This is a genomic window from Pseudomonas vancouverensis (assembly GCF_004348895.1).
In the GTDB taxonomy this organism is placed as follows: domain Bacteria; phylum Pseudomonadota; class Gammaproteobacteria; order Pseudomonadales; family Pseudomonadaceae; genus Aquipseudomonas; species Aquipseudomonas vancouverensis.
Window position 1 is genome coordinate 264,394 of sequence record NZ_RRZK01000032.1, and the last position, 24,841, is coordinate 289,234.

The following is a 24,841-nucleotide window of genomic DNA, read 5'->3' on the forward strand; positions in this document are numbered from 1 at the left end:
GGTAGGGCGCGAATAGACAACCGGCCGGCCCAAGATCACTTGGGACTCGACCCAAGACGGACGCCTATGAACCCGAATTTTCTAGATTTCGAACAGCCGATCGCCGACCTGCAAGCCAAGATCGAAGAGTTGCGCTTGGTCGGTAATGACAATTCGCTGAATATCGGCGATGAGATTTCCCGCCTGCAGGACAAGAGCAAGACGCTGACCGAAGACATTTTCGGCAAGCTGACCAGCTGGCAGATCGCTCGTCTGGCACGTCACCCGAAACGTCCTTACACCCTGGACTACATCGAACACATCTTCACCGAGTTCGACGAACTGCACGGTGACCGCCACTTCTCTGACGACGCCGCCATTGTTGGTGGTATCGCCCGTCTGGAAGACAAACCGGTGATGGTCATCGGCCATCAGAAAGGCCGTGAAGTGCGCGAGAAAGTTCGCCGCAACTTCGGCATGCCGCGTCCGGAAGGCTACCGCAAGGCCTGCCGCCTGATGGAGATGGCCGAGCGCTTCAAGATGCCGATCCTGACCTTCATCGACACCCCGGGCGCCTATCCGGGTATCGACGCCGAAGAGCGCAACCAGAGCGAAGCCATCGCCTGGAACCTGCGTGTGATGTCGCGCCTGAAAACGCCAATCATCGCCACCGTGATCGGTGAGGGTGGTTCCGGTGGTGCGTTAGCGATTGGTGTGTGCGATCAGTTGAACATGCTGCAGTATTCCACCTACGCGGTGATTTCGCCGGAAGGCTGCGCGTCGATTCTGTGGAAAACCGCCGAGAAAGCACCTGACGCAGCAGAAGCCATGGGCATCACTGCTGAGCGTCTGAAAGGTCTGGGCATCGTCGACAAGGTGATCGGCGAACCTCTGGGCGGCGCACACCGCGATCCAGCTGCTGCGGCAGCCTCGATCCGTGCCGAACTGAGCTCGCAACTGGCCATGCTCAACAAGTTCGATAACGAAGCACTGTTGAAGCGTCGTTATGATCGACTGATGAGCTACGGTCTCTGATCTGAGCAAGACGCTGTACCCATGTGGGAGCGAGCTTGCTCGCGAAGGCGGTATTACAGTCGACGAATGAGTTGAATGTTAATCCGCTGTCGCGAGCAAGCTCGCTCCCACATTTGATTTGTGCAAAGGGAAAGAAATGGATCGGCCCGTGATTGATCTGCCTTCCAGGCTTTTGCTGAATCTGCAGCCGTGGCGCAATGCTCCGGCCTGGGGTATCGCTTTCTCTGGCGGTCTCGACTCTACTGTCCTGCTGCATCTCCTTGCACATCTCGCAAAAACCGAATCCCTGCCAGCGCTGAGTGCCATCCACGTTCACCATGGCCTCCAGTCCGCCGCCGATGCGTGGCCGCAGCATTGTCAGGCGGTTTGCGATGCGCTGGGCGTTCCCTTGCAGGTCGTTCGAGTCACGGTGCAGCCCGGTGCCAGTCTTGAGCGGGCGGCGCGGGAGGCACGATATGCGGCGTTCGCCTCGCTAACCCAGGCCGATGGCGTGCTGCTGACCGGGCAGCACCGCGATGACCAGGCGGAAACACTCTTGTTTCGCCTGGTGCGCGGTGCCGGCGTTCGCGGGCTTTCGGCGATGCCGGCACAGCGGCCTTTGGGGCAGGGCATGCTGGTGCGACCATTGCTGGACGTCACCCGTGCCGAGCTTGAAGCCTACGCCCGGGCGCATCAGTTGAACTGGATCGAGGACCCCTCAAATCAGGATCGGCAATTCTCCCGTAACTACCTGCGCCATCAGGTGCTGCCCCGGTTGACCGAGCGCTGGCCGCAGGCACAGGCGAGCATGGCTCGCAGCGCGGCACATTTGCGTGAGGCGCAGGGGCTGCTCGATGAGCTGGCGCAGATTGATCTGGCGTCAGCTGACAAGCCCGGCGAGTTCCACTGGCTTGGCCTGCCCTCATTGGCAATGGCGCCACTGACAAGCTTGTCCTGCGCTCGTCAGCGCAATGCACTGAGTCACTGGCTCGAACCCCTGACCCGTCTGCCGGACACTGACCATTGGTCGGGCTGGGAGAGCCTGCGCCATGCCGTCGGTGATGCAAGCCCGGTGTGGCGACTGGCCGATGGCGAACTGCGCCGGGCAGGCGGTCGAATCTGGTGGTTGTCTGGCCAATGGCTGCGGCCTTTTTCTGCGGCCGGCACTTGGCCGGACCCGGCTTCTGCGCTGAAACTGCCGGGCAATGGCGTGCTGACGCTGAGCGGGCAAATCCCCTATGGCCCGTTACAGATCCGCTATCGTGAAGGGGGAGAGGTCATGATGTTGCCGGGCCGTGGTCATCGCGACTTGAAACGATTGCTCAATGAAAGCGGTGTACCGTCCTTCGTGCGCGGCAGATTGCCGCTGCTGTTCAGAGACGGGCAATTGCTGGCAGTGGCGAACCTGGCAGGGCTCGATGGCTGTGCCAGTGAAGGCTGGCGTTTGCATTGGCAACCACCGATCGCGGATCAAGGTTTGAGATGAAAGGGGCTTTCCGGTAGACTACGCTCCCTTCTTGATACAACTTCTGTGGATTCGCCTGAATTGCAGGAGTTGCCGATTACCAAGCAGTCTTTGCTGGGCGATTCCAAAAAATGTGTAGCGAGCAACGTACCGGTGTTTCACCTGCCGGTCTGTCCCAACGCGGCGGTTTTTTTGAAAGGTGCACTGTGATTAATGCAGGTGATCGGGGGCTTCGGCCTTCCTTCGCTTTCCCCGGCGGCTCGGACCGCTTTAACGCAGACTTCTAGGGTTTTTCATGACGCGCTACATATTCGTCACGGGCGGTGTTGTTTCTTCATTGGGGAAAGGCATTGCATCGGCATCATTGGCGGCCATCCTGGAGGCGCGGGGACTTAAGGTCACCATGCTGAAGCTGGACCCGTACATCAACGTCGACCCGGGCACCATGAGCCCGTTCCAGCACGGTGAAGTGTTCGTCACCCACGACGGCGCCGAGACCGACCTGGACCTGGGCCACTACGAGCGGTTCATCCGCACGACCATGACCCAGAACAACAACTTCACCACCGGCCGTGTCTACGAGCACGTGCTGCGCAAAGAGCGCCGTGGTGACTACCTGGGTGCAACCATCCAGGTGATTCCGCACATCACCGACGAAATCAAGCGCCGCATCATCAAAGGTGCCGGTGACGCTGACGTGGCGATGGTCGAAATCGGTGGCACCGTGGGTGACATCGAGTCGCAACCGTTCCTCGAGGCCATCCGTCAACTGCGTTTCGAAGTCGGCGCCAAGCGCGCGATGCTGATGCACCTGACTCTGGTGCCGTACATCGCCACGGCCGGCGAAACCAAGACCAAGCCAACCCAGCACTCGGTCAAGGAACTGCGTTCCATCGGCCTGCAGCCAGACGTACTGGTGTGCCGCTCCGATCACCCGATCGACATTTCGTCGCGTCGCAAGATCGCCCAGTTCACCAACGTTGAAGAGCGTGCGGTGATTGGCCTGGAAGACGCCGACACCATCTACAAGATCCCGGGCATCCTGCACTCCCAGGGTCTGGACGATTTCGTCGTCGAGCGTTTTGGCCTGCAATGCGGCGGTGCTGATTTGTCCGAGTGGGAAGCCGTGGTGGACGCCAAGCTCAACCCTGAGCACGAAGTCACCATCGCCATGGTCGGCAAGTACATGGAGCTGCTGGACGCCTACAAATCGCTGATCGAAGCGATGAGTCACGCCGGCATCAGCAACCGTACCAAGGTCAACCTGCGCTACATCGATTCCGAAGACATCGAGAACCAGGGCACCGCGCTGCTCGAAGGCGTTGACGCCATCCTGGTACCCGGCGGCTTCGGTCTGCGTGGTGTGGAAGGCAAGATCACTGCCGTTCAGTACGCTCGCGAAAACAAGGTGCCGTACCTGGGTATCTGCCTGGGCATGCAAGTGGCAGTCATCGAGTTCGCCCGTAACGTGATGGGCTGGAAAGACGCCAACTCCACCGAGTTCGATCGCGCCAGCGGTCACCCGGTCGTGGGCCTGATCACCGAGTGGGAAGACGCCACCGGTGCTGTCGAAACCCGTACCGAAGCGTCCGACCTGGGCGGTACCATGCGCCTCGGCGCGCAGGACTGCCTGCTGGAGCCGGGTTCGCTGGTTCACGGTTGCTACGGCAAGGACGTGATTGTCGAGCGACACCGTCACCGCTACGAAGTGAACAACAACCTGCTGCCGCAAATCATGGAGGCCGGTCTGAAAATCTCCGGTCGTTCCGGCGACGGCGCACTGGTTGAAGTGGTTGAAGCTCCGGATCACCCATGGTTCGTCGCTTGCCAGTTCCACCCAGAGTTCACCTCGACGCCACGCGACGGCCACCCGCTGTTCAGCGGTTTCGTCAAGGCAGCGTTGGCTCAACACCAGAAGAAGGCGTAACCCCGATGGCACAGAAGATCATCCGCGTCGGCGACATCGAGATTGCCAACGACAAACCCATGGTGCTGTTCGGCGGCATGAACGTGCTGGAAAGCCGCGACATGGCCATGCAGGTTTGCGAAGAGTATGTGAAGGTCACCGAAAAACTCGGTATCCCTTACGTGTTCAAGGCCAGTTTCGACAAGGCCAACCGGTCTTCTGTGACCTCCTATCGTGGTCCTGGCCTGGAAGAGGGCATGCGCATCTTCCAGGACATCAAGCAAGCCTTCGGCGTGCCGATCATCACCGACGTCCACGAGCCTGACCAGGCCGCGGTCGTCGCTGAGGTCTGCGACATCATCCAGTTGCCGGCCTTCCTGTCGCGCCAGACCGATCTCGTGGTCGCGATGGCCAGGACCGGTGCCGTGATCAACATCAAGAAAGCCCAGTTCCTCGCGCCTCAGGAAATGAAACACATCCTGAACAAGTGCGTGGAAGCGGGTAACGATCAATTGATCCTCTGCGAGCGTGGTTCGAGTTTCGGCTACAACAACCTGGTGGTGGACATGCTCGGCTTCGGCATCATGAAGCAGTTCGAATACCCGGTATTCTTCGACGTGACCCACGCGCTGCAAATGCCTGGCGGTCGCGCTGATTCGGCCGGTGGTCGCCGCGCTCAGGTTCTCGATCTGGCGAAAGCCGGGATGAGCCAGTCGCTGGCCGGCCTGTTCCTGGAAGCCCACCCGGACCCGGACAACGCCAAATGCGACGGCCCTTGCGCCTTGCGTCTGGACAAACTGGAGCCATTCCTGGCCCAGCTCAAAGCCCTGGACGAACTGGTGAAGAGTTTTCCGACGGTAGAAACCGCGTAATCCTCAATTCTCCGGTAAAGTACCGCACGATTTAACGCTCAGGCCCTCGGGCCTGAGCCTTGTCGTCTGCAAGACTGCCTGCTGCACCTCGCTTGCCGACGACTCAAGATTTCCTACAGCTGCGTCGTTTTCGTCAACTTTGGAGTGTTTACAACAATGGCTAAAATCGTCGACATCAAAGGTCGTGAAGTTCTCGACTCCCGTGGCAATCCCACCGTGGAAGCGGACGTGCTTCTCGACAACGGCATCATCGGCAGCGCCTGCGCGCCGTCCGGTGCTTCCACTGGCTCGCGTGAAGCGCTCGAGCTGCGTGATGGCGACAAGAGCCGTTACCTGGGCAAGGGTGTTCTGAAGGCCGTAGCCAACATCAACGGTCCGATCAAGGACCTGCTGAAAGGCATGGACCCAAGCGATCAGAAAGCGCTCGACCTGGCGATGATCAAGCTCGACGGTACCGAAAACAAAGGTTCCCTGGGCGCTAACGCCATCCTCGCCGTTTCCCTGGCCGCGGCCAAGGCAGCAGCTCAAGACCAGGACCTGCCTCTGTACGCGCACATTGCCAACCTGAACGGCACCCCGGGTGTCTACTCTATGCCGGTGCCGATGATGAACATCATCAACGGTGGTGAGCACGCCGATAACAACGTCGACATCCAGGAATTCATGGTGCAGCCGGTTGGCGCCAAGTCTTTCTCGGAAGGCCTGCGCATGGGCACCGAGATTTTCCATCACCTCAAAGCCGTGCTGAAGGCCCGTGGCCTGAGCACTGCCGTCGGTGACGAAGGTGGTTTCGCACCGAACCTGGCGTCCAACGAAGACGCGCTGAAAGTGATTTCCGAAGCCGTGGCCAACGCTGGTTACAAGCTGGGCACCGACGTGACCCTGGCTCTGGACTGCGCGGCCAGCGAATTCTACGAAGACGGCAAGTACAACCTGTCCGGCGAAGGCCAGGTGTTCACCGCTGAAGGCTTTGCTGACTACCTCAAAGGCCTGACCGAGCGTTACCCGATCATCTCCATCGAAGATGGCCTGGACGAGTCCGACTGGGCTGGCTGGAAGATCCTCACCGACAAGATTGGCGAGAAGACCCAACTGGTAGGCGACGACCTGTTCGTGACCAACACCAAGATCCTGAAAGAAGGCATCGACAAGAAGATCGCCAACTCGATCCTGATCAAGTTCAACCAGATCGGCACCCTGACCGAAACCCTGGAAGCCATCCAGATGGCCAAGGCCGCCGGTTACACCGCCGTGATCTCGCACCGCTCCGGCGAAACCGAAGATTCGACCATTGCCGACCTGGCCGTGGGCACCTCGGCTGGCCAGATCAAGACCGGCTCCCTGTGCCGTTCCGACCGCGTTTCCAAGTACAACCAACTGCTGCGTATCGAAGAGCAGTTGAACGGCAAGGCCAAGTACAACGGTCGTGGCGAGTTCCGCGGCTGATTGCTAAATGGTAAAAAGTCAGCGGATTGTGTCGGAAAAATCGCTACAGCGACGTTTTTGCCACTAATCTGATGCCTTACAAGCACAAGCCTGGTTCAGCCAGGCTTCGTGCTATAAAAGCTTCACGTTTTGGCATGGCTGTCTTTTTTCACTGGATACCCGATATTCGATGCGCAGTCCCAATTGGTTGTTCCTCATCTTGCTCCTGCTGCTGGCTGGCTTGCAGTACCGCCTGTGGGTGGGTAATGGCAGCCTCGCGCAAGTGGCCGAGTTGACTCAGCAAATTGCCGATCAGCATGCCGAGAACGAGGCACTGCTGGAGCGCAACCGGGTGATGGACGCCGAAGTCAGCGAACTGAAAAAAGGCATGGAAACCGTTGAAGAACGGGCTCGCCATGAGTTGGGCATGGTCAAGGACGGTGAAACCCTTTACCAGTTGGCCCAATGAATTCGAACTTGCCGGCCTTCTGGGCCGTAATTCCTGCCGCGGGCGTCGGTGCCCGTATGGCCGCGGACCGTCCCAAGCAGTACTTGCAACTGGGCGGGCGCACTATTCTCGAACACAGCCTTGGCTGTTTCCTCGATCACCCGTGCCTCAAGGGGCTGGTGGTCAGTCTTGCCGTTGATGATCCTTATTGGCCGAACCTGGCCTGTGCCGATGATTCGCGTATAGCGCGGGTCGAGGGTGGCAGCGAGCGTTCCGGTTCGGTGCTCAATGCGCTGCTGCATTTGCATGCGCAAGGTGCCGATGATGAGGATTGGGTGTTGGTTCACGATGCCGCACGGCCGAATCTGAGTCGTGACGATCTGGACAAGTTGCTCGCGGAGCTGGCGGATGATCCCGTCGGCGGGCTGCTGGCAATCCCAGCGCGGGACACACTCAAGCGAGTTGATAAACACGGCCGAGTTGTTGAAACCGTTGATCGCAGCGTGATCTGGCAGGCCTACACACCGCAGATGTTCCGCCTCGGTGCCTTGCATCGGGCATTGGCGGACAGTCTGGTCGCCGATGCACTGGTGACCGATGAGGCGTCAGCCATGGAGTGGGCCGGTCTGGCGCCGCGCTTGATTGAGGGGCGATCGGATAACCTCAAGGTGACCCGTCCGGAAGATCTGGAGTGGTTGCGGCAGCGTTGGTCTAATCGTCGCTGATTGACATGAATCCGGGTTGCCCCGATCGCGAGCAAGCTCGCTCCCACAGGGTTCAATGGCGTTCACAAGATTTGTAATCTGCACCGGATACTGTGGGAGCGAGCTTGCTCGCGATGGCGATAGTCCAGTCAGCCTACTTTTAGCGGCATTGCCACGCTCAATCTAACTCCGATATTCCGGCCGCTCGGCCAACCCTTCCTTCAAGTAATCCACCAATTTGCGCACCTTGGGCGACAGGTGCCGCTGCTGTGGATACAACGCCCAAACCGCCGTATTGGGTGGTTGATGCGCTTCAAGCAGTGAAATCAGTGCACCGCTGCGCAGATGTTCCAGCACGTAATAATCCGGCAACTGGCACAACCCGACGCCCTGTAGCGCCGCGTCCAGCACCGCTTGCCCACTGTTGCAGCGCCAGTTTCCTTGGACCCGCTGGGAAAATTCCCGCCCGTTCTGTTGCAGTTGCCACAGATCGGAGCTGCCGATCAGGCAGTTGTGGCGGTTCAGTTCCGACAGGCTGTGTGGCCGACCATAACGCTCCAGGTAGGAAGGTGACGCGCACAGGTACATGCGTCGTGGGGCCAGGCGGGTGGCCACCAGCCGCGAATCCTGCAGGCGACCCAGGCGGATCGCCAGGTCAAGGCCCTCATGCACCAGGTCGAGTTGGCGATTGGTCAGTTCAATGTCGATCCGCAGTTGTGGATACAGGCCCATGAACCGCGTCACCAAGGGCACGATGAATCGCTCACCGTAGGCCACCGCGCAGGTCATGCGCAGCATGCCTTTAGGTTCACTGGCCAGATCACCCACCGCGCGCAAGGCTTCTTCACGACCGTCCTGCAGGCGCTGGCAGTGCTGCAGGAAGGTCTGGCCCGCCTCGGTCAGCGCTACACGCCGCGTGCTGCGATAGAGCAGACGGGTTTGCAGGCGCTCTTCAAGTCGGGCGATCTGTCGACTGATGTGTGAAGAAGAAACCCCCAGGCGTTCCGCCGCTGCGGTGAACTGGTTGCATTCGGCGACCGCGACAAACTCGTCAATTCCTTCCCAGCGGTTTTCGGACATTGAAGATTATCCCTGTGTGGCAATAATGTTTTGCTTTTGCCTGGATTATTCCCTTTCTGGCGCTGTAATACACTGACCGTCACGTTTTTATTCACTGGAGAGTCATCATGATCAAGTCGCGCGCCGCCGTTGCTTTCGAGGCCAAAAAGCCGCTGGAAATCGTTGAAGTCGATGTCGCCATGCCCAAGGCGGGTGAAGTGTTGCTGCGCGTGGTGGCCTCGGGTGTCTGCCATACCGATGCCTATACCCTGTCGGGTGCTGATCCGGAGGGGATTTTCCCGTCGATCCTCGGCCACGAAGGCGGAGCGATTGTTGAAGCCATTGGTGCGGGCGTGACCTCCGTGGCCGTCGGTGATCACGTGATTCCGCTGTACACCCCGGAATGCCGCCAGTGCAAATTCTGCCTGTCCGGCAAAACCAACCTCTGCCAGGCCATCCGGGCGACCCAGGGCAAAGGCCTGATGCCCGACGGCACCACTCGCTTTTCCTACAACGGCAAAGAAATTTTCCACTATATGGGGACTTCGACCTTTTCCGAGTACACCGTATTGCCGGAAATTTCCGTGGCGAAGATCGCCAAGGAAGCCCCTCTGGAAAAAGTCTGCCTGCTCGGCTGTGGCGTCACCACCGGCATCGGTGCGGTGCTCAATACCGCCAAGGTGAAACCTGGTGACACCGTGGCCATCTTCGGCCTCGGCGGCATCGGTTTGTCGGCCGTTATCGGCGCGGTCAAAGCCAAGGCTGCGCGGATCATCGCCATCGACATCAATCCGGCCAAGTTCGAGATCGCCAAGCAACTGGGCGCAACCGATTGTGTAAACCCGAAAGACTTCGACCGTCCGATCCAGGAAGTCATCGTCGATATGACTGACGGTGGCGTCGACTTTTCCTTCGAGTGCATCGGCAATGTGCAACTGATGCGCGCCGCGCTGGAGTGCTGCCACAAGGGCTGGGGCGAGTCGGTGATCATCGGCGTGGCCGGTGCCGGTCAGGAAATCGCGACCCGTCCGTTCCAACTCGTTACCGGTCGCGTCTGGCGCGGTTCGGCCTTCGGTGGCGTGCGTGGTCGTACCGAGCTGCCAAGCTACGTGGAAATGGCCGAAACCGGCGAAATCCCTCTGGATACCTTCATCACCCACACCATGGGGCTGGAGGATATCAACAAGGCGTTTGACCTGATGCATGAAGGCAAGAGCATCCGTTCGGTCATTCATTTCTAAGAGCAGCGGCAAGCTGCAATCCACAAGCTGCAAGAGCGTTCGCGTCGCGCTTCTCTTGCAGCTTGAGGCTTGTCACTTGAAGCTGGGAGGCCTCCAATGACTTTGGAAAATATTTCCTGCCAGAAAAGCTTCGGCGGCTGGCACAAACGTTATCGCCATCGCTCGGAAGTGCTCGGCTGCGACATGGTATTCGCCGTGTACCTGCCGCCACAGGCGGAGCAGGGCGGCAAGCTGCCGGTGCTGTACTGGCTGTCCGGTCTGACCTGCACCGATGAGAACTTCATGCAGAAGGCCGGCGCCATGCGCATGGCCGCCGAGTTGGGGCTGATCATTGTTGCGCCGGACACCAGTCCGCGCGGTCCCGATGTGCCCGGCGATCCGGACGGGGCGTGGGACTTCGGCCTTGGCGCCGGCTTTTACCTCAACGCCACGCAGGAACCCTGGTCCCGCCACTATCGGATGCATGACTATGTCGTGCAGGAATTGCCGGCATTGGTCGAAGCCCATTTCCCGGCTTCGGATAAACGCGGCATCAGTGGCCACTCCATGGGCGGTCATGGCGCGCTGGTCTGCGCATTGCGCAATCCGGGGCGTTACCTGTCGGTGTCGGCCTTTTCGCCGATCAACAACCCGATGGATTGCCCGTGGGGCCAGAAGGCCTTCTCCCGTTACCTCGGCGAGGACCGTTCGAAATGGCGGGAGTGGGATGCCTGTGCCCTGATCGCCGAGGCGGACGAAAAGCTGCCACTGCTGGTCGATCAGGGTGACCGGGATGATTTCCTCGCCACTCAGCTCAAGCCTGAAGCGCTGCAGCAGGCCGCCAAGCTCGCCGCTCACCCGCTGACCTTGCGCCTGCAACCGGGCTATGACCACAGCTATTTCTTCATCGCCAGTTTTATCGATGAGCACTTGCGGCATCACGCACATGCTCTGGGTAGCTAATGCAGGTAGAATCACGCCCTGACAAAATTCGGGGCGTTTTTTTATGCGTATTGGCCACGGCTATGATGTGCACCGTTTCGCTGAAGGCGATTTCATCACTCTGGGCGGCGTGCGTATTGCGCACGGCTTCGGTCTGCTCGCGCACTCCGACGGCGACGTCCTGCTGCACGCCTTGAGCGATGCCTTGCTCGGCGCCGCCGCGCTGGGCGATATCGGCAAGCATTTTCCGGACACCGACCCGCAATTCAAAGGCGCTGACAGTCGTGTGCTGCTGCGTCATGTCGTCTCGCTGATCCACGCCAAAGGCTGGAAAGTCGGCAACGTCGATAACACCATCGTTGCCCAGGCGCCGAAAATGGCCCCGCATATCGAATCGATGCGCGCGCTGATTGCCGCGGATCTTCAAGTTGAGTTGGATCAAGTGAACGTGAAAGCCACCACCACCGAAAAGCTTGGCTTTGTCGGACGCGAAGAAGGTATTGCCGTGCATTCCGTTGCCTTGTTGTTGCGCGCATGAACGAACTGCAACTGCTCGGCCCGCGCGCCTACGGTGAAGCCCTCGGCACAGCGGTGCTGAAAGCCACGGCTGAAGATTTTCAGGTCGACGAAGTCCTCGACATTCCCCTGACCGGCGACGGCGAACACCTGTGGATCTGGGTGGAGAAACGCGGCCTGAACACCGAAGAAGCGGCGCGGCGGATTGCCAAGGCGGCCGGTGTGTCACTGCGTACCGTCAGTTACGCGGGGCTCAAGGATCGTCAGGCGCTGACACGCCAATGGTTCAGCGTGCAGTTGCCGGGCAAGGCCGATCCTGATTTGTCGGCGGCGGAAAACGACACGTTGAAAATCCTCAAGACCGCCCGCCACAAGCGCAAGCTGCAACGGGGTGCCCATTCGGCCAACGGTTTCACTTTGCGTTTAACGCAGTTTGCCGGCGATAAACCCGCGATCGAAGCGCGTCTGCAGTTGATCGCCCAACAAGGCATTCCCAATTACTTTGGTGCCCAGCGCTTTGGTTTCGACGGCGGCAACGTCGTCGATGCGCGCACCTGGGCTGCGCGCAAGGCACTCCCGGAACAGCGCAACGTGCGTTCCCGGTTGCTGTCTACAGCGCGCAGTTTTCTCTTCAACCAAGTGTTGGCGGCGCGTGTCACCGACGGCAGCTGGCAACGCGCACAAGTTGGGGATTTGCTGGCGTTCACCGACAGTCGCAGCTTTTTCCCGGCGGGCGAAGCCGAATGCAGCGATCCGCGCCTGGCGATCCTCGACCTGCACCCGACCGGCCCGCAGTGGGGCGAAGGTGACTCGCCGGCCTCGGGGGTTGTCCATGAACTGGAGCAGGCCATCGCTGCACGCGAGGCGGATCTGCGTGACTGGTTGATCAATGCCGGTATGAGCCACGAACGCCGCATCCTGCGGCTGCCCATTGGCGGGTTGACGTGGCATTATCCCGATCCTGACATTCTGCAATTGGAATTCGTCCTGCCGGCCGGATGCTTCGCCACTGTATTGGTGCGCGAGCTTGTCGATCTGGTGCCGGTGGGGCAGACGGACAGCCCATGCGTATTCTGATTTCAAACGACGATGGGGTAACCGCACCCGGTCTCGCCGCGCTTCATGCTGCGCTGGCGGATTACACCGAATGCGTGGTTATCGCCCCGGACCAGGACAAAAGCGGCGCCAGCAGCTCGCTGACGCTCGACCGTCCGTTGCACCCGCACACCCTGGCCAATGGCTTTATCAGCGTCAATGGCACACCGACCGACTGCGTGCACCTGGGCCTTAACGGCCTGCTGGAACGGGACGTCGACATGGTGGTGTCCGGCATCAACCTGGGCGCCAACCTGGGGGACGACGTGTTGTATTCCGGTACCGTGGCGGCGGCCCTCGAAGGGCGTTTCCTGGCCTGTCCTTCGTTCGCCTTTTCCTTGGTCTCACGTCAGGTCGAGCATCTTCCTACAGCGGCCTACTTCGCGCGCAAACTGGTCGAGGCCCATGGCGAGCTGGATCTTCCGCCCCGTACGGTGCTGAACGTGAACATTCCAAACTTGCCCCTGGAGCGTATCCGCGGGATTCAGTTGACCCGACTTGGCCATCGTGCCCGCGCGGCGGCGCCGGTCAAGGTGGTCGATCCGCGCGGACGCTCCGGCTACTGGATCGCGGCGGCGGGGGATGCCGAAGACGGTGGCCCGGGTACCGATTTCCACGCGGTGATGCAGGGTTATGTTTCGATCACGCCGCTGCAACTGGACCGCACCTTCAACGATGCCTTCAGAAGTCTTGATGGCTGGCTGGAGGGCTTGCGCTGATGCGGCGTGAACAAGACGACATGCTGCGTCGCGGCATCGGCATGACCTCCCAGCGGACTCGTGAACGTCTCATCCAGCGCTTGTACGAAGAAGGCATTTCCAACACGCGGGTGCTGGAAGCCATTCGCAGCACGCCGCGCCACCTGTTCGTGGATGAGGCATTGGCCCATCGTGCCTACGAAGACACGGCGCTGCCGATCGGCAACAACCAGACCATTTCCCAGCCGTACATGGTCGCTCGCATGAGCGAACTGCTGCTGGAGGCCGGCCCGCTGGACAAGGTGATGGAGATCGGCACCGGTTCCGGTTACCAGACCGCGATCCTGTCGCAACTGGTCGAGCGGGTGTTCTCGGTCGAGCGCATCAAGGTCCTGCAGGATCGGGCCAAGGAGCGCCTGGTCGAACTGAACCTGCGCAACGTGGTATTTCGCTGGGGCGACGGCTGGGAGGGCTGGCCGGCACTGGCGCCGTACAACGGCATCATCGTGACCGCGGTGGCGACTGACGTACCTCAGGCCTTGCTGGATCAATTGGCACCTGGGGGGCGATTGGTGATTCCGGTGGGCTCCGGCGAAGTTCAGCAATTGATGCTGATCATTCGCGAGGAACAGGGTTTTTCCAGGCGTGTTCTGGGGGCAGTACGCTTCGTGCCTTTGCTCAATGGGCCACTGGCCTGAGCATTTGTTTCAACGTGCTGAATTCTCGTCGATTGCCTCTGTCTTACAGCGGCGTCGAAGTTTTAAACGGGATGTTTTATCAGGAGGCAAACGTGTGCGCTCAGCCATTTTGCTTCGTTCAGGGTAAAGCCGGCATCGCCCGTTATACTTGCGACATTTCACGCCGTGATTCGGCATTTCACATTTTCAGCCACCACAAAGGGAGCGGCGGGTGAGTCTCACAGTCATTGCGCAGCGTATGAGTACAACGAGCTTTCAGCGCCTGGTGACTGGCCTTGTCTTGAGCACCTTGCTGGTCGGTTGCTCCAGTAATAAATCCAGCGATGTACGTGTGGTCGATCGCAACAATGCCGCACCTCAGCGCCAAGCGGTGACAACCGGGCAATACGTCGTTCGGCCCAAGGACACGCTGTTTTCCATCGCCTTTCGCTACGGCTGGGACTACAAGGCCCTGGCGGCGCGCAACAACATTTCCGAGCCTTACACCATCCGTCCGGGTCAGACGATTCGCTTTGACGGGCGGGGTGATTCAACGTCGAGTTCAGTGGTCAGTTCGTCCAGTTCCTCGCCTTCGTCTTCCAGTAAAACCACGGTGATCCGTCGTCCGGTCAACGGCACAAATTCCGGTACAACTGCGGTTGCACCGTCCGTCGCCAACAAGCCTGCGCCGGCGCCTTTACCGCCTCCGGGCCCGGCCCCGACGGGCTGGGGATGGCCATCTAATGGCATTCTCATTGGAAAATTCTCTTCAAACGGTAGTTTGAATAAAGGAATTGATATCGCCGGAGATTTGGGACAGCCTGTTTTAGCTGCGTCTGATGGGACGGTGGTTTACGCCGGGAGTGGCTTAAGGGGCTACGGCGAATTAGTCATCATCAAACACAGCGAAACCTACGTCAGTGCCTACGGTCACAACCGCAGGCTGTTGGTTCGGGAGGGGCAGCAGGTCAAGGTCGGACAGACAATTGCCGAAATGGGGTCAACGGGTACAGACCGGGTGAAACTGCATTTTGAGATTCGCCGACAAGGTAAACCTGTGGATCCGCTGCAATTCCTGCCGCGTCGTTGATCGCTTACCAGCCTGTTCCGTCACGTAGAGGGGACAGGCTCCAGCGTTGCCAAGGATAAAGGCGCCGCTTGAGCTTGAGGTCGAACTCACCAAAGGACTATAACAATGGCTCTCAGTAAAGAAGTGCCGGAGTTTGACATCGACGATGAGGTTCTCCTGATGGAGACCGGCATCGATTCGGATTCGATGTCGAATGATGAAGGGGCGGCTCCACCTTCCGTTCGTGCCAAATCCAAACACTCCGCTTCGTTGAAGCAACACAAATACATTGATTACACGCGGGCGCTAGATGCCACGCAGCTGTATCTCAATGAAATCGGCTTTTCTCCCCTCCTGTCACCCGAAGAAGAAGTTCATTTTGCGCGCCTGTCGCAAAGTGGAGATCCGGCCGGGCGCAAACGCATGATTGAAAGTAACCTGCGGCTGGTCGTCAAGATCGCCCGGCGCTACGTCAATCGTGGCTTGTCGCTGCTCGACCTGATCGAAGAGGGCAACCTCGGGCTGATCCGGGCCGTGGAGAAGTTCGATCCGGAGCGCGGCTTTCGCTTTTCGACCTACGCGACCTGGTGGATCCGTCAGACCATCGAACGCGCCATCATGAATCAGACCCGGACCATCCGGTTGCCGATCCATGTGGTCAAGGAGCTGAACGTGTACCTGCGGGCCGCACGGGAGCTGACGCAAAAACTCGACCATGAACCCTCACCCGAAGAGATCGCCAACCTGCTGGAAAAACCGGTGGGAGAGGTCAAGCGCATGCTGGGCCTGAACGAGCGGGTTTCTTCGGTCGACGTCTCGCTGGGTCCGGACTCTGACAAGACCCTGCTCGACACCCTCACTGATGATCGTCCAACCGATCCCTGCGAGCTGCTTCAGGACGATGACCTGTCGCAAAGCATCGATCAATGGCTCTCGGAACTGACCGACAAGCAACGTGAGGTGGTGATACGCCGCTTCGGCCTGCGCGGTCATGAGAGCAGCACACTGGAAGATGTAGGCCTGGAAATTGGCCTGACCCGGGAACGCGTCAGGCAGATCCAGGTGGAAGGCTTGAAGCGGTTGCGTGAAATCCTTGAGAAGAATGGCCTGTCGAGCGAGTCGCTGTTTCAATAAGTGATTCTCGCAAAAGCCAAAGAAAAACCCCGACTGGTTCGGGGTTTTTTTATGGCCTGAGAAATCGCTGGCAGTGTTCTCGTTTTTCAGTCTCGCGTTGTAAGCCTTGGCTTACTCTTGCGTAAGTGTTCGGAATTTTTACACCCCGGCAGTCGGCTATGTAAATCACCTGGTTGTTCTATCTTGATGATTCATAAGATTATTTTTTGTTCTTTTCAGTCTTTAACCCCATCGCCATCGCACGAGTGAGCGATTGAACCTGCCGTAGAACCCTCTAGTATCCAGGGTGTGTCGACGGACAGACACAGCCTTCAAGGATGAAGGAAAGGGATATCGCGGGATGCGATTCATCAGGACGATGAAAAGGAACACAGGGAATAGGGAAAAAATGTGGGCGGGTCACACCGCCCCTTTTTTTTGCCTGCAGAAAAGCAAAAAGGCCCTTTTGGGGCCTTTTTCGGGAGCGCGGGGGTGATCAGCGTTCCAGGTGTTCCAGCTTGCTGCTGCCCACAGCAGCGCCTTTCTCGCGATCGAACTCTTCTGCGTTAGGCAATGGATCCTTGCGTTCAGTGATGTTCGGCCAGATTTCCGCCAGCTCTACGTTCAACTGAATGAAGTTTTCCATGCCAGCCGGGATTTCATCTTCGGAGAAGATGGCCACAGCCGGGCATTCAGGTTCGCACAGTGCGCAGTCGATGCACTCATCCGGGTGAATCACCAGGAAATTCGGGCCTTCGTAAAAGCAGTCCACCGGACAGACTTCTACGCAGTCGGTGTACTTGCACTTGATGCAGTTGTCGGTGACGACGAAGGTCATTTCTAATTTTCTCCTCAGGCGCGGCTTGCTGCGCCCCTTCACGTGGGGGTCGCATGGTTCGGGAGCGATAGTCTGCCGGTCAGGCTAAAAGCCGGCAGCATCCCAAACCGCGCGAGATTCTAACAGCTTGCAAGCCGCCGCGTTAGATCCGTGTCTTTAGTGTATAGAGCATTTCGAGTGCACGACGAGGTGTCATGTCGTCCAGATCCAGTTTGGCCAGCTCATCCAGTACTGGATGGGGCAGGCTGGCGAACATGTCGCTTTGTTGCGGCGCCGCCGGTTTGCCTTTGGCAGGCTTCGGTGCCTCATGGGGCAGCGCGGTGTCTTCCAGACGGCTCAAATGCTCCCGGGCACGCACGATGACTTCGCTCGGCACCCCGGCCAGCTGCGCAACCGCCAGGCCGTAACTCTGGCTGGCCGGACCCGGCAGCACGTGGTGCAGGAACACGATGCGTTCGTTGTGCTCGGTGGCATTGAGGTGCACGTTGGCCACCAGCGGTTGGGCCTCCGGCAACACGGTCAGTTCGAAATAGTGGGTGGCGAACAGGGTGTAGGCACGCAAATGCGCCAGTCGTTCGGCCGCCGCCCAGGCCAGGGACAGGCCGTCGAAGGTACTGGTGCCGCGACCGACTTCGTCCATCAGCACCAGGCTGCGCTCGGTGGCGTTGTGCAGGATGTTCGCGGTTTCGCTCATTTCCACCATGAAGGTCGAGCGGCCGCCGGCCAGGTCATCGCTGGAACCGATCCGGGTGAAGATCCGGTCGACCAGCGACAGTTCGCAACTGGCGGCCGGCACAAAGCTGCCGATGTGCGCCAGCAGGACAATCAACGCGGTCTGGCGCATGTAGGTGGATTTACCGCCCATGTTCGGACCGGTAATCACCAGCATGCGGGTGTTGTCGTCCAGATTCAGGTCGTTGGCCACGAACGGCGTGGTCAGTACCTGTTCGACCACCGGGTGACGCCCCTGGCTGATGCGCATGCATGGCTCGCTGACGAAGCTCGGGCAATTCAGGTCGAGGTTCAATGCACGTTCGGCCAGGTTGCTCAGTACGTCGAGTTCGGCCAGGGCTCCGGCAGTGTCCTGCAACGGTGGCAACTGGGCGATCAGGTCTTCGAGCAGCGCTTCGTAGAGCATCTTCTCCCGAGCCAGGGCGCGGCTCTTCGCCGACAGCGCCTTGTCTTCGAAGGCCTTGAGCTCCGGCGTGATGAAGCGCTCGGCGCCCTTGAGGGTTTGCCGGCGGATATAGTCCGCAGGCGCCGATTCTGCCTGCTTGCTCGGTAGCTCGATGAAATAGCCGTGGATGCGGTTGTAACCGACCTTCAAGTGCGACAGACCGGTACGGGCCTTTTCCCGTGCCTCGAGGTCGATGAGGAATTGCCCGGCGTTCTCGCTCAGCGATTGCAGCTCGTCGAGTTCGCTGTCATAACCGGTCTTCAATACGCCGCCATCACGGATCACCGCTGGCGGGTTGTCGATGATGGCTTTTTCCAGCAGTGCCGCCAGTTCTGGGTAGGTGCTGGTGGTGGTGGCCAGTTGCTGAAGGTGCGGCGCTTCGAGCTCGGTCATGGCCGCTTGCAGCTCAGGCAGTGCGCCAAGGGCGTCGCGCAAACGGGCAAGGTCGCGGGGGCGGGCGTTACGCAGGCCGATACGCGCCAGGATCCGCTCGATGTCGCCAATCTCCTTGAGCTGCGGCTGCAGCTTTTCGAAGCGGTAGCGATCGAGCAGGCAAGTAATCGAGGTCTGGCGTGCCAGCAATACGGTGAGATCGCGCAATGGACGGTTCAGCCAGCGGGTCAGCAGGCGGCTGCCCATGGCGGTCTGGCAACGGTCGACCACCGATTGCAGGGTGTTGTCGCGCCCGCCGGCCAGGTTGGTATCCAGTTCCAGGTTGCGACGACTGGCGCCGTCGAGCACCACGGTGTCGTCCAGGCGCTCGTGACGCAGGCTGCGCAAGTGGGGCAGGGCGGTGCGCTGGGTTTCCTTGGCGTAGGCCAGCAGGCAACCGGCGGCACCGATGGCCAGCGTCAGGTTCTCGCAGCCGAAACCCTTGAGGTCCTGGGTCGAGAACTGCTGGCACAGGCTTTTCAGCGCCGAATCGCGTTCGAAATCCCATGGTGCGCGGCGACGCACACCGCGACGCTTTTCTGCCGGCAGGTCCTTGGGCCAATCGTCAGGAATCAACAGTTCAACCGGATTGACCCGCTCCAGCTCTGCCAGCAGGTTTTCCCAGCCCTTGATTTCCAGCACGCTGAAATTACCGCTGGTGATGTCCAGCACCGCCAGGCCGAACAGGCGCTCGTCACCCAGCACGGCCGCGATCAGGTTGTCGCGACGCTCATCCAGCAAGGCCTCATCACTCACCGTCCCCGGCGTGATGATCCGAACCACCTGACGTTCCACCGGGCCTTTACTGGTGGCCGGATCGCCAACCTGCTCACAGATCACCACCGACTCGCCAAGCTTCACCAGTTTTGCCAGGTAACCTTCGGCAGCGTGGTAAGGAATGCCACACATCGGAATTGCCTGGCCGGCCGACTGCCCGCGAGCGGTCAGGGTAATGTCCAGCAGCTTGGCGGCCTTCTTCGCGTCCTCATAGAAGATCTCGTAGAAGTCACCCATGCGGTAGAACATCAACTGATCAGGGTGCTGGTTTTTCAGACGCCAGTACTGCTGCATCATCGGCGTGTGGGAGGACAGGTCGGAGAGGGCTTTATTCATCGGGGATCGGAGAACTCGTCAAAAAGTGTGAGGCAAAAGAGGGGACATGGCCCGGGGTTGCCGCAATGGGCGCAAGATTAACACGGGCGGTCTGTGCCACGCAGGCAGGAACGCCATGTGGTCCCGTTCTTCTGGTTTATGCGCTGTTTATGCGAATCAGCATTTGTTTTCCGCGAAAAGAACCAGCACTATGCACGTTATGCAAAAACGCAACGTATCTACCGTCTTAAGAGCACTGCTCGATCAGCACGGGATCTCCCCCACGGAGCTTCACCGTCGTACCGGCGTGCCGCAATCCACACTCTCGCGCATTCTCGCGGGGAAGATCGTCGATCCTTCGGATAAACACATCTCGAAGATCGCCGACTACTTTTCCGTGAGCACCGACCAGTTGCGTGGCCGCGCGGATATCGCGCCTGCCGCCGGTGCCGGGCGTGCGCCTGTGCATTCGGAACTCAAGGACATAAGTCTGTGGGACGACGACACCCCCGTCGATGACGACGAGGTGTCAGTGCCCTTTCTTCGCGAGGTTGAATTGGCCGCAGGATCAGGAAGATTCGTCATCGAAGAGAGCGAGCGCGCCAGCCTGCGCTTCGGCAAGCGCAGCCTGCGCCATAACGGCGTGCAGTTCGACCAGGCCAAATGCGTGACGGTGCGCGGCAACAGCATGTTGCCGGTGCTACGCGACGGCGCCACGGTCGGCGTCAATGCTGGCAAATGCGCGATTGGCGACATCATCGACGGCGACCTTTATGCGATCAATCACAACGGTCAATTGCGGGTGAAGCAACTCTATCGCCTGCCGACCGGTATTCGCCTGCGCAGCTTCAATCGTGATGAGCATCCCGATGAGGATTACAGTTTCCAGGGTATGCAGGAAGAGCAGATTGTCATCCTCGGTCACGTCTTCTGGTGGGGCATGTACGCGCGCTAATCCTCCCCCGTTCCGATAAAACCCGCCTTTGAGCGGGTTTTTTTCGGTCGCCAAACCCTGTCTCGATACAAGATGAGCAAAGTATTTAATGCATTTTTGCATTGATAAAATATGCATAGATGCATAATCTGCCTTTATCCGCTCGACGGGACAACTCGAAGACAGAGCTATTGAGCTCCTCCCCCCACTGAATTGCGTTGAACCGGATACCCGCTATTCATCCAGTACCGCAGGAGGCGTGACATGACAGATGGGCAACAAGCGTTGCTGGACATCCCGGCCTGGTTCGTTATCGTCCTCGCCTTGCTGGGCGGGGTGTCCGGTGAAATGTGGCGTGCGGACAAGGACGGCGCTCGCGGATGGTCGCTGCTGCGGCGCCTGCTTCTGCGCTCTGGCGCCAGTGTGGTCTGCGGGTTCTCGGCAATCATGCTGTTGTATGCCGCCGGCCTGTCGATCTGGGTCGCCGGGGCTCTGGGCTGCCTCACGGCAATGGCCGGAGCGGATGTGGCCATCGGGCTCTATGAGCGCTGGGCTGCGAAACGGATAGGGATTTGTGAGGTGCCATCGCGGGATTCTCATCCTGACCCATAATGAGCCCGTCCGGTGATGGGCCTGTCAGGCCCATGTCAGAGCACTTGCGCACTCACATCCTGATCGAGGCTGTCACTTGCAAGTGGCACCTGCTCGTGTACGGTTAACCCATTCCGCCCGATCAGGAGATGACCGTGAACGATATCACCCAGCTTGCCGCTGAACTTGGTAGACGCCTGCAGCTTCTCAATGCCCATGTCACCACTGCCGAGTCCTGTACCGGTGGCGGTATCGCCGAGGCCATCACCCGTATTCCCGGGAGTTCGGCCTGGTTCGAGGCGGGTTATGTCACCTATTCCAACCGCCAGAAAAACCTGCAACTGAATGTTCCGGTCGAATTGTTCACCTCGGTGGGTGCGGTCAGTCGCGAGGTGGTCGAGGCGATGGTCAGGGGCGCCCAGGAGAAAAACCGTGCGTATTTCTCCGTGGCAGTCAGCGGTATTGCCGGGCCCGATGGCGGTACGCCGGGTAAACCGGTGGGTACCGTTTGGCTGGCCTGGGGCGTCGGCGATCAGGTGTTCAGCGAGCGCCAGCACTTCCCCGGTAACCGCGATGAGGTCCGCCGACAAACGGTGAAGGCCGCGCTAGAGGGGCTGCTGCGCTATGCCGCGGCAGAAATCTCAAATCAGGGGTAGGCGATCCGGAATCGCTGTGGAATAATACTGTCTACTTATACAGGTGTTGGCCGTCAGGCCTTATTGATTACGTGAGGACTTTAATGGACGACAACAAGAAGAAAGCCTTGGCTGCGGCCCTGGGTCAGATCGAACGTCAATTCGGCAAGGGTGCCGTAATGCGTATGGGCGATCAGGACCGTCAGGCGATCCCGGCCATCTCGACGGGCTCTCTGGGTCTGGACATCGCGCTGGGCATCGGCGGTCTGCCAAAAGGCCGTATCGTTGAAATCTACGGTCCTGAATCCTCCGGTAAAACCACACTGACGCTGTCCGTGATCGCTCAGGCCCAGAAGGCTGGCGCGACCTGTGCTTTCGTCGACGCCGAACACGCCCTCGACCCTGAGTACGCCGGCAAGCTGGGCGTCAATGTCGACGACCTGCTGGTGTCCCAGCCGGACACCGGCGAGCAGGCCCTGGAAATCACCGACATGCTGGTGCGTTCCAACGCGGTCGACGTGATCATCGTCGACTCCGTGGCCGCCCTGGTGCCAAAGGCTGAAATCGAAGGCGAAATGGGTGACATGCACGTGGGCCTGCAAGCCCGTCTGATGTCCCAGGCGCTGCGTAAAATCACCGGTAACATCAAGAACGCCAACTGCCTGGTGATCTTCATCAACCAGATCCGTATGAAGATCGGCGTGATGTTCGGCAGCCCGGAAACCACCACCGGTGGTAACGCGCTGAAGTTCTATGCGTCGGTTCGTCTGGACATCCGTCGTACTGGCGCGGTGAAAGAAGGTGATGAAGTCGTCGGCAGCGAAACCCGCGTCAAGGTTGTGAAGAACAAGGTGGCTTCGCCGTTCCGTCAGGCCGAGTTCCAGATCCTTTACGGCAAGGGCATCTACCTCAACGGTGAGATGATCGACCTGGGTGTTCTGCACGGTTTCGTTGAGAAGTCCGGTGCCTGGTACGCCTATGAAGGCACCAAGATCGGTCAGGGCAAGGCCAACTCGGCCAAGTTCCTGGCAGACAACCCGGAAGTTGCGGCGAAGCTCGAGAAGCAACTGCGTGACAAACTGCTGTCGCCAGCGTCGGTAGCCGACGCCAAAGCCTCTGCGGTCAAAGAGACCGAAGACGACCTGGCTGACGCTGATATCTGATTGCTCCAATGACCGCCGTACTCGATACACTCGTCGCGGTGCGGCGAACCGCAATGGACCTGCTCGCGCGACGCGAGCACGGTCGAGTCGAGCTGACGCGTAAACTGCGTCAGCGCGGCGCCCCCCCTGAAATGATCGAAACAGCGCTCGACCGCTTGACGGAAGAGGGCCTGTTATCCGAAACCCGCTACCTCGAAAGTTTCGTCTCCTACCGCGCCCGTTCCGGCTATGGCCCTTTGCGTATTCGTGAAGAGTTGAGCCAACGTGGTTTGCAGCGGGGCGATATCGAACTTGCCTTGCGTGAAAGCGGGATCGACTGGCAGGAGCAGTTGGCGGATACCTGGCAGCGCAAATTCTCCGGGCAATTGCCCACCGATATTCGTGAACGCGCCAAGCAAGGCCGGTTCCTGGCGTATCGAGGGTATTCCATGGAGATGATCAATCGCTTGTTCAGCGGTCGAGGGATGGACGATTAAAAAAAACGGCCCGCTATTTCGATAGCGGGCCGTTTTTTTATGCCTCAGGTCACCTTTGACGGTTCCCGTATACGCTGATGTACCTGAGGGCTGGATTGCGCCCAGTTTTCCGGCAGATTGATGTAGTCCACCAGCTCTCGCAGTCGGCCATGGTTGCGTGCGGTGAAGTTGAACACCAGCCGCACCAGATGACTGTACTGGGCTTCCTCATGGTCTTCGTCACTGTAGGCGTGCTGATGAAAGTGACCACTCAGGCACAGGTCGGCGAATGCCGTTTGCATGTGTTCGATCGCCTGGTCGCTGAGGGCGTGATGCATGCGAATCAGGAACTGATGCTTGAGCCAGCGGCTGGAGTGGAAGTTGCCGTAGAACTGGTTGATGTGCGCCACGGCCTCATCGACGCTGTGCAGCAGTGTCACCAGTTTCATGTCGGTAGGCAGGATGTAGCGGTTTTCCTCCAGTTGTTGCTGAATGAAATCCAGTGCTCCTTGCCAGAACTTGCCGCCCGGAACGTCCAGTAGAACTACCGGCACCAGCGGACTTTTGCCGGTCTGGATCAGCGTCAGCACTTCCAGCGCTTCATCCAGCGTTCCGAAGCCACCCGGGCACAGCACCAGGGCATCGGCTTCCTTGACGAAGAACAGCTTGCGAGTGAAGAAGAAATGGAACGGCAGCAGGTTGGTCGTGCCGTCGACGGTCGGGTTGGCGTGTTGTTCGAAGGGCAGGGTGATGTTGAAACCCAGGCTGTGGGCCAGGCCCGCGCCTTCGTGAGCCGCGGCCATGATGCCGCCACCGGCACCGGTGATGACCATCATGTCTGAACGTGCCAGCGCGGCGCCGAGTTCCCGGGCCATGGCGTAGAGCGGATGTTCTGTCGGCGTGCGTGCCGAGCCGAATACCGTGACCTTGCGCCGTCCCTTGAACTGTTCGAGTACACGGAAGGCCTGCTCCAGTTCGCGCAGGGCCTGCAGGGTGATCTTGGCATTCCAGCGGTTGTGGTCTTCCTGGGCCATGCGCAGCACGGTCAGGATCATATCGCGGTAGATCGGGATGTTCGGGCTGTTGGCTGAGACCAGGTTGAGTTGTTCTTCGACCTTGCTGATGAGGTCGTGACCGCTCTCGGCAAAATGGCGGCTGAGGAGGTCATTCGGTTGGTAAGGCATTCAACTTCTCCTTCTGCACAGAGCCCTCGGCCCGACCGCGTGCATCGAGGCCACGACACCTCCTGTGTCGCTGTCTGCCCAAGCCCATGCCTGGGCGATCCACACGACCCGGACAACACACCGGGTCATCCATTCAGG

At 59.5% G+C, this 24,841-nt stretch carries 24 protein-coding genes; 20 read left to right on the top strand and 4 right to left on the bottom strand.

Annotated elements, in window-relative coordinates:
- Positions 1-66: 66 nt before the first annotated feature.
- From EIY72_RS25380 to ispD, 7 genes are all read left to right on the top strand, one after another.
- Positions 67-1,014, top strand: coding sequence for an acetyl-CoA carboxylase carboxyltransferase subunit alpha (locus tag EIY72_RS25380; RefSeq protein WP_093214922.1), 948 nt, complete (start codon positions 67-69; stop codon positions 1,012-1,014).
- Positions 1,015-1,150: 136 nt separating this feature from the next.
- On the top strand, positions 1,151-2,479 hold the full coding sequence (gene tilS / locus EIY72_RS25385) for a tRNA lysidine(34) synthetase TilS (RefSeq protein WP_093214925.1): 1,329 nt from the start codon (positions 1,151-1,153) through the stop codon (positions 2,477-2,479).
- A 274-nt stretch (positions 2,480-2,753) separates the two neighbouring features.
- Positions 2,754-4,385 (top strand): CTP synthase, encoded by a 1,632-nt coding sequence (locus EIY72_RS25390; RefSeq protein ID WP_093214930.1) that lies wholly within the window; start codon positions 2,754-2,756, stop codon positions 4,383-4,385.
- 5 nt (positions 4,386-4,390) lie between these two features.
- The gene (gene kdsA, locus EIY72_RS25395; RefSeq protein ID WP_093214934.1) at positions 4,391-5,236 is read left to right on the top strand and encodes a 3-deoxy-8-phosphooctulonate synthase; all 846 of its coding nucleotides are present in this window, start codon (positions 4,391-4,393) and stop codon (positions 5,234-5,236) included.
- Positions 5,237-5,392: 156 nt separating this feature from the next.
- The gene (gene eno, locus EIY72_RS25400; RefSeq protein WP_015093774.1) at positions 5,393-6,682 is read left to right on the top strand and encodes a phosphopyruvate hydratase; all 1,290 of its coding nucleotides are present in this window, start codon (positions 5,393-5,395) and stop codon (positions 6,680-6,682) included.
- 169 nt (positions 6,683-6,851) lie between these two features.
- Positions 6,852-7,130 (top strand): cell division protein FtsB, encoded by a 279-nt coding sequence (ftsB, locus tag EIY72_RS25405; RefSeq protein ID WP_093214938.1) that lies wholly within the window; start codon positions 6,852-6,854, stop codon positions 7,128-7,130.
- The gene (gene ispD, locus EIY72_RS25410) at positions 7,127-7,834 is read left to right on the top strand and encodes a 2-C-methyl-D-erythritol 4-phosphate cytidylyltransferase (RefSeq protein WP_093214942.1); all 708 of its coding nucleotides are present in this window, start codon (positions 7,127-7,129) and stop codon (positions 7,832-7,834) included. The genes ftsB and ispD overlap by 4 nt, the downstream gene beginning before the upstream one ends.
- Positions 7,835-7,996: 162 nt before the next feature.
- Here ispD and EIY72_RS25415 read toward each other — a convergent pair whose 3' ends face one another.
- The gene (locus tag EIY72_RS25415; RefSeq protein WP_093214946.1) at positions 7,997-8,893 is read right to left on the bottom strand and encodes a LysR family transcriptional regulator; all 897 of its coding nucleotides are present in this window, start codon (positions 8,891-8,893) and stop codon (positions 7,997-7,999) included.
- A 107-nt stretch (positions 8,894-9,000) separates the two neighbouring features.
- Here EIY72_RS25415 and EIY72_RS25420 point away from each other — a divergent pair, with 107 nt between their 5' ends.
- The 8 genes from EIY72_RS25420 (at position 9,001) to rpoS (ending at position 16,223) form a co-directional block, all read left to right on the top strand.
- Complete coding sequence (locus tag EIY72_RS25420; RefSeq protein WP_093214949.1) at positions 9,001-10,113, top strand: S-(hydroxymethyl)glutathione dehydrogenase/class III alcohol dehydrogenase; 1,113 nt, start codon at positions 9,001-9,003, stop codon at positions 10,111-10,113.
- Between the two features lie 96 nt (positions 10,114-10,209).
- Complete coding sequence (fghA, locus tag EIY72_RS25425; protein WP_093214953.1) at positions 10,210-11,055, top strand: S-formylglutathione hydrolase; 846 nt, start codon at positions 10,210-10,212, stop codon at positions 11,053-11,055.
- A gap of 43 nt (positions 11,056-11,098) precedes the next feature.
- On the top strand, positions 11,099-11,572 hold the full coding sequence (gene ispF, locus EIY72_RS25430) for a 2-C-methyl-D-erythritol 2,4-cyclodiphosphate synthase (RefSeq protein ID WP_007954821.1): 474 nt from the start codon (positions 11,099-11,101) through the stop codon (positions 11,570-11,572).
- The gene (truD, locus tag EIY72_RS25435) at positions 11,569-12,627 is read left to right on the top strand and encodes a tRNA pseudouridine(13) synthase TruD (RefSeq protein WP_093214956.1); all 1,059 of its coding nucleotides are present in this window, start codon (positions 11,569-11,571) and stop codon (positions 12,625-12,627) included. Before ispF ends, truD begins: the two co-directional genes overlap by 4 nt.
- On the top strand, positions 12,615-13,364 hold the full coding sequence (gene surE, locus EIY72_RS25440; RefSeq protein WP_093214960.1) for a 5'/3'-nucleotidase SurE: 750 nt from the start codon (positions 12,615-12,617) through the stop codon (positions 13,362-13,364). The genes truD and surE overlap by 13 nt, the downstream gene beginning before the upstream one ends.
- Before the next feature lie 41 nt (positions 13,365-13,405).
- Complete coding sequence (locus EIY72_RS25445; RefSeq protein WP_197678848.1) at positions 13,406-14,041, top strand: protein-L-isoaspartate(D-aspartate) O-methyltransferase; 636 nt, start codon at positions 13,406-13,408, stop codon at positions 14,039-14,041.
- 211 nt (positions 14,042-14,252) lie between these two features.
- A complete protein-coding gene (locus EIY72_RS25450; protein ID WP_093214968.1) occupies positions 14,253-15,110 on the top strand; it encodes a peptidoglycan DD-metalloendopeptidase family protein in 858 nt (285 codons plus the stop codon).
- A gap of 105 nt (positions 15,111-15,215) precedes the next feature.
- Positions 15,216-16,223 carry an RNA polymerase sigma factor RpoS gene (gene rpoS / locus EIY72_RS25455; protein ID WP_093214972.1) on the top strand — a complete coding sequence of 336 codons (1,008 nt, stop codon included), beginning with the start codon at positions 15,216-15,218 and terminating at the stop codon, positions 16,221-16,223.
- Positions 16,224-16,698: 475 nt separating this feature from the next.
- Here rpoS and fdxA read toward each other — a convergent pair whose 3' ends face one another.
- Together fdxA and mutS are read right to left on the bottom strand one after the other, a co-directional pair.
- Positions 16,699-17,040, bottom strand: a complete 342-nt coding sequence (fdxA, locus tag EIY72_RS25460) for a ferredoxin FdxA (RefSeq protein ID WP_093214976.1) — start codon at positions 17,038-17,040, stop codon at positions 16,699-16,701.
- A 142-nt stretch (positions 17,041-17,182) separates the two neighbouring features.
- Positions 17,183-19,762, bottom strand: a complete 2,580-nt coding sequence (gene mutS, locus EIY72_RS25465; RefSeq protein WP_093214981.1) for a DNA mismatch repair protein MutS — start codon at positions 19,760-19,762, stop codon at positions 17,183-17,185.
- A gap of 190 nt (positions 19,763-19,952) precedes the next feature.
- Here mutS and EIY72_RS25470 point away from each other — a divergent pair, with 190 nt between their 5' ends.
- The 5 genes from EIY72_RS25470 to recX all read left to right on the top strand — a co-directional run bounded on the left by EIY72_RS25470 (position 19,953) and on the right by recX (position 23,540).
- Complete coding sequence (locus EIY72_RS25470) at positions 19,953-20,696, top strand: LexA family transcriptional regulator (protein WP_093214987.1); 744 nt, start codon at positions 19,953-19,955, stop codon at positions 20,694-20,696.
- Positions 20,697-20,939: 243 nt separating this feature from the next.
- The gene (locus EIY72_RS25475; protein WP_093214990.1) at positions 20,940-21,287 is read left to right on the top strand and encodes a phage holin family protein; all 348 of its coding nucleotides are present in this window, start codon (positions 20,940-20,942) and stop codon (positions 21,285-21,287) included.
- Positions 21,288-21,415: 128 nt separating this feature from the next.
- Positions 21,416-21,922, top strand: a complete 507-nt coding sequence (locus tag EIY72_RS25480) for a CinA family protein (protein ID WP_371315380.1) — start codon at positions 21,416-21,418, stop codon at positions 21,920-21,922.
- 83 nt (positions 21,923-22,005) lie between these two features.
- Complete coding sequence (gene recA, locus EIY72_RS25485) at positions 22,006-23,064, top strand: recombinase RecA (protein WP_007996915.1); 1,059 nt, start codon at positions 22,006-22,008, stop codon at positions 23,062-23,064.
- 8 nt (positions 23,065-23,072) lie between these two features.
- Positions 23,073-23,540 carry a recombination regulator RecX gene (gene recX / locus EIY72_RS25490; RefSeq protein ID WP_093214993.1) on the top strand — a complete coding sequence of 156 codons (468 nt, stop codon included), beginning with the start codon at positions 23,073-23,075 and terminating at the stop codon, positions 23,538-23,540.
- A gap of 44 nt (positions 23,541-23,584) precedes the next feature.
- Here the strand turns inward: recX and EIY72_RS25495 are convergent, their stop codons facing one another.
- Positions 23,585-24,703 carry an LOG family protein gene (locus EIY72_RS25495; RefSeq protein WP_093214996.1) on the bottom strand — a complete coding sequence of 373 codons (1,119 nt, stop codon included), beginning with the start codon at positions 24,701-24,703 and terminating at the stop codon, positions 23,585-23,587.
- Between the last annotated feature and the right edge of the window lie 138 nt (positions 24,704-24,841).

Excerpts from the sequence above, each read along its gene's own strand:
- EIY72_RS25380 (WP_093214922.1), top strand. The coding sequence starts at position 67 with ATGAACCCGAATTTTCTAGATTTCGAACAGCCGATCGCCGACCTGCAA.
- tilS (WP_093214925.1), top strand. The coding sequence starts at position 1,151 with ATGGATCGGCCCGTGATTGATCTGCCTTCCAGGCTTTTGCTGAATCTG.
- EIY72_RS25390 (WP_093214930.1), top strand. The coding sequence starts at position 2,754 with ATGACGCGCTACATATTCGTCACGGGCGGTGTTGTTTCTTCATTGGGG.
- kdsA (WP_093214934.1), top strand. The coding sequence starts at position 4,391 with ATGGCACAGAAGATCATCCGCGTCGGCGACATCGAGATTGCCAACGAC.
- eno (WP_015093774.1), top strand. The coding sequence starts at position 5,393 with ATGGCTAAAATCGTCGACATCAAAGGTCGTGAAGTTCTCGACTCCCGT.
- ftsB (WP_093214938.1), top strand. The coding sequence starts at position 6,852 with ATGCGCAGTCCCAATTGGTTGTTCCTCATCTTGCTCCTGCTGCTGGCT.
- ispD (WP_093214942.1), top strand. The coding sequence starts at position 7,127 with ATGAATTCGAACTTGCCGGCCTTCTGGGCCGTAATTCCTGCCGCGGGC.
- EIY72_RS25415 (WP_093214946.1), bottom strand. The coding sequence starts at position 8,893 with ATGTCCGAAAACCGCTGGGAAGGAATTGACGAGTTTGTCGCGGTCGCC.
- EIY72_RS25420 (WP_093214949.1), top strand. The coding sequence starts at position 9,001 with ATGATCAAGTCGCGCGCCGCCGTTGCTTTCGAGGCCAAAAAGCCGCTG.
- fghA (WP_093214953.1), top strand. The coding sequence starts at position 10,210 with ATGACTTTGGAAAATATTTCCTGCCAGAAAAGCTTCGGCGGCTGGCAC.
- ispF (WP_007954821.1), top strand. The coding sequence starts at position 11,099 with ATGCGTATTGGCCACGGCTATGATGTGCACCGTTTCGCTGAAGGCGAT.
- truD (WP_093214956.1), top strand. The coding sequence starts at position 11,569 with ATGAACGAACTGCAACTGCTCGGCCCGCGCGCCTACGGTGAAGCCCTC.
- surE (WP_093214960.1), top strand. The coding sequence starts at position 12,615 with ATGCGTATTCTGATTTCAAACGACGATGGGGTAACCGCACCCGGTCTC.
- EIY72_RS25445 (WP_197678848.1), top strand. The coding sequence starts at position 13,406 with ATGACCTCCCAGCGGACTCGTGAACGTCTCATCCAGCGCTTGTACGAA.
- rpoS (WP_093214972.1), top strand. The coding sequence starts at position 15,216 with ATGGCTCTCAGTAAAGAAGTGCCGGAGTTTGACATCGACGATGAGGTT.
- fdxA (WP_093214976.1), bottom strand. The coding sequence starts at position 17,040 with ATGACCTTCGTCGTCACCGACAACTGCATCAAGTGCAAGTACACCGAC.
- mutS (WP_093214981.1), bottom strand. The coding sequence starts at position 19,762 with ATGAATAAAGCCCTCTCCGACCTGTCCTCCCACACGCCGATGATGCAG.
- EIY72_RS25470 (WP_093214987.1), top strand. The coding sequence starts at position 19,953 with ATGCACGTTATGCAAAAACGCAACGTATCTACCGTCTTAAGAGCACTG.
- EIY72_RS25475 (WP_093214990.1), top strand. The coding sequence starts at position 20,940 with ATGACAGATGGGCAACAAGCGTTGCTGGACATCCCGGCCTGGTTCGTT.
- EIY72_RS25480 (WP_371315380.1), top strand. The coding sequence starts at position 21,416 with ATGACCGTGAACGATATCACCCAGCTTGCCGCTGAACTTGGTAGACGC.
- recA (WP_007996915.1), top strand. The coding sequence starts at position 22,006 with ATGGACGACAACAAGAAGAAAGCCTTGGCTGCGGCCCTGGGTCAGATC.
- recX (WP_093214993.1), top strand. The coding sequence starts at position 23,073 with ATGACCGCCGTACTCGATACACTCGTCGCGGTGCGGCGAACCGCAATG.
- EIY72_RS25495 (WP_093214996.1), bottom strand. The coding sequence starts at position 24,703 with ATGCCTTACCAACCGAATGACCTCCTCAGCCGCCATTTTGCCGAGAGC.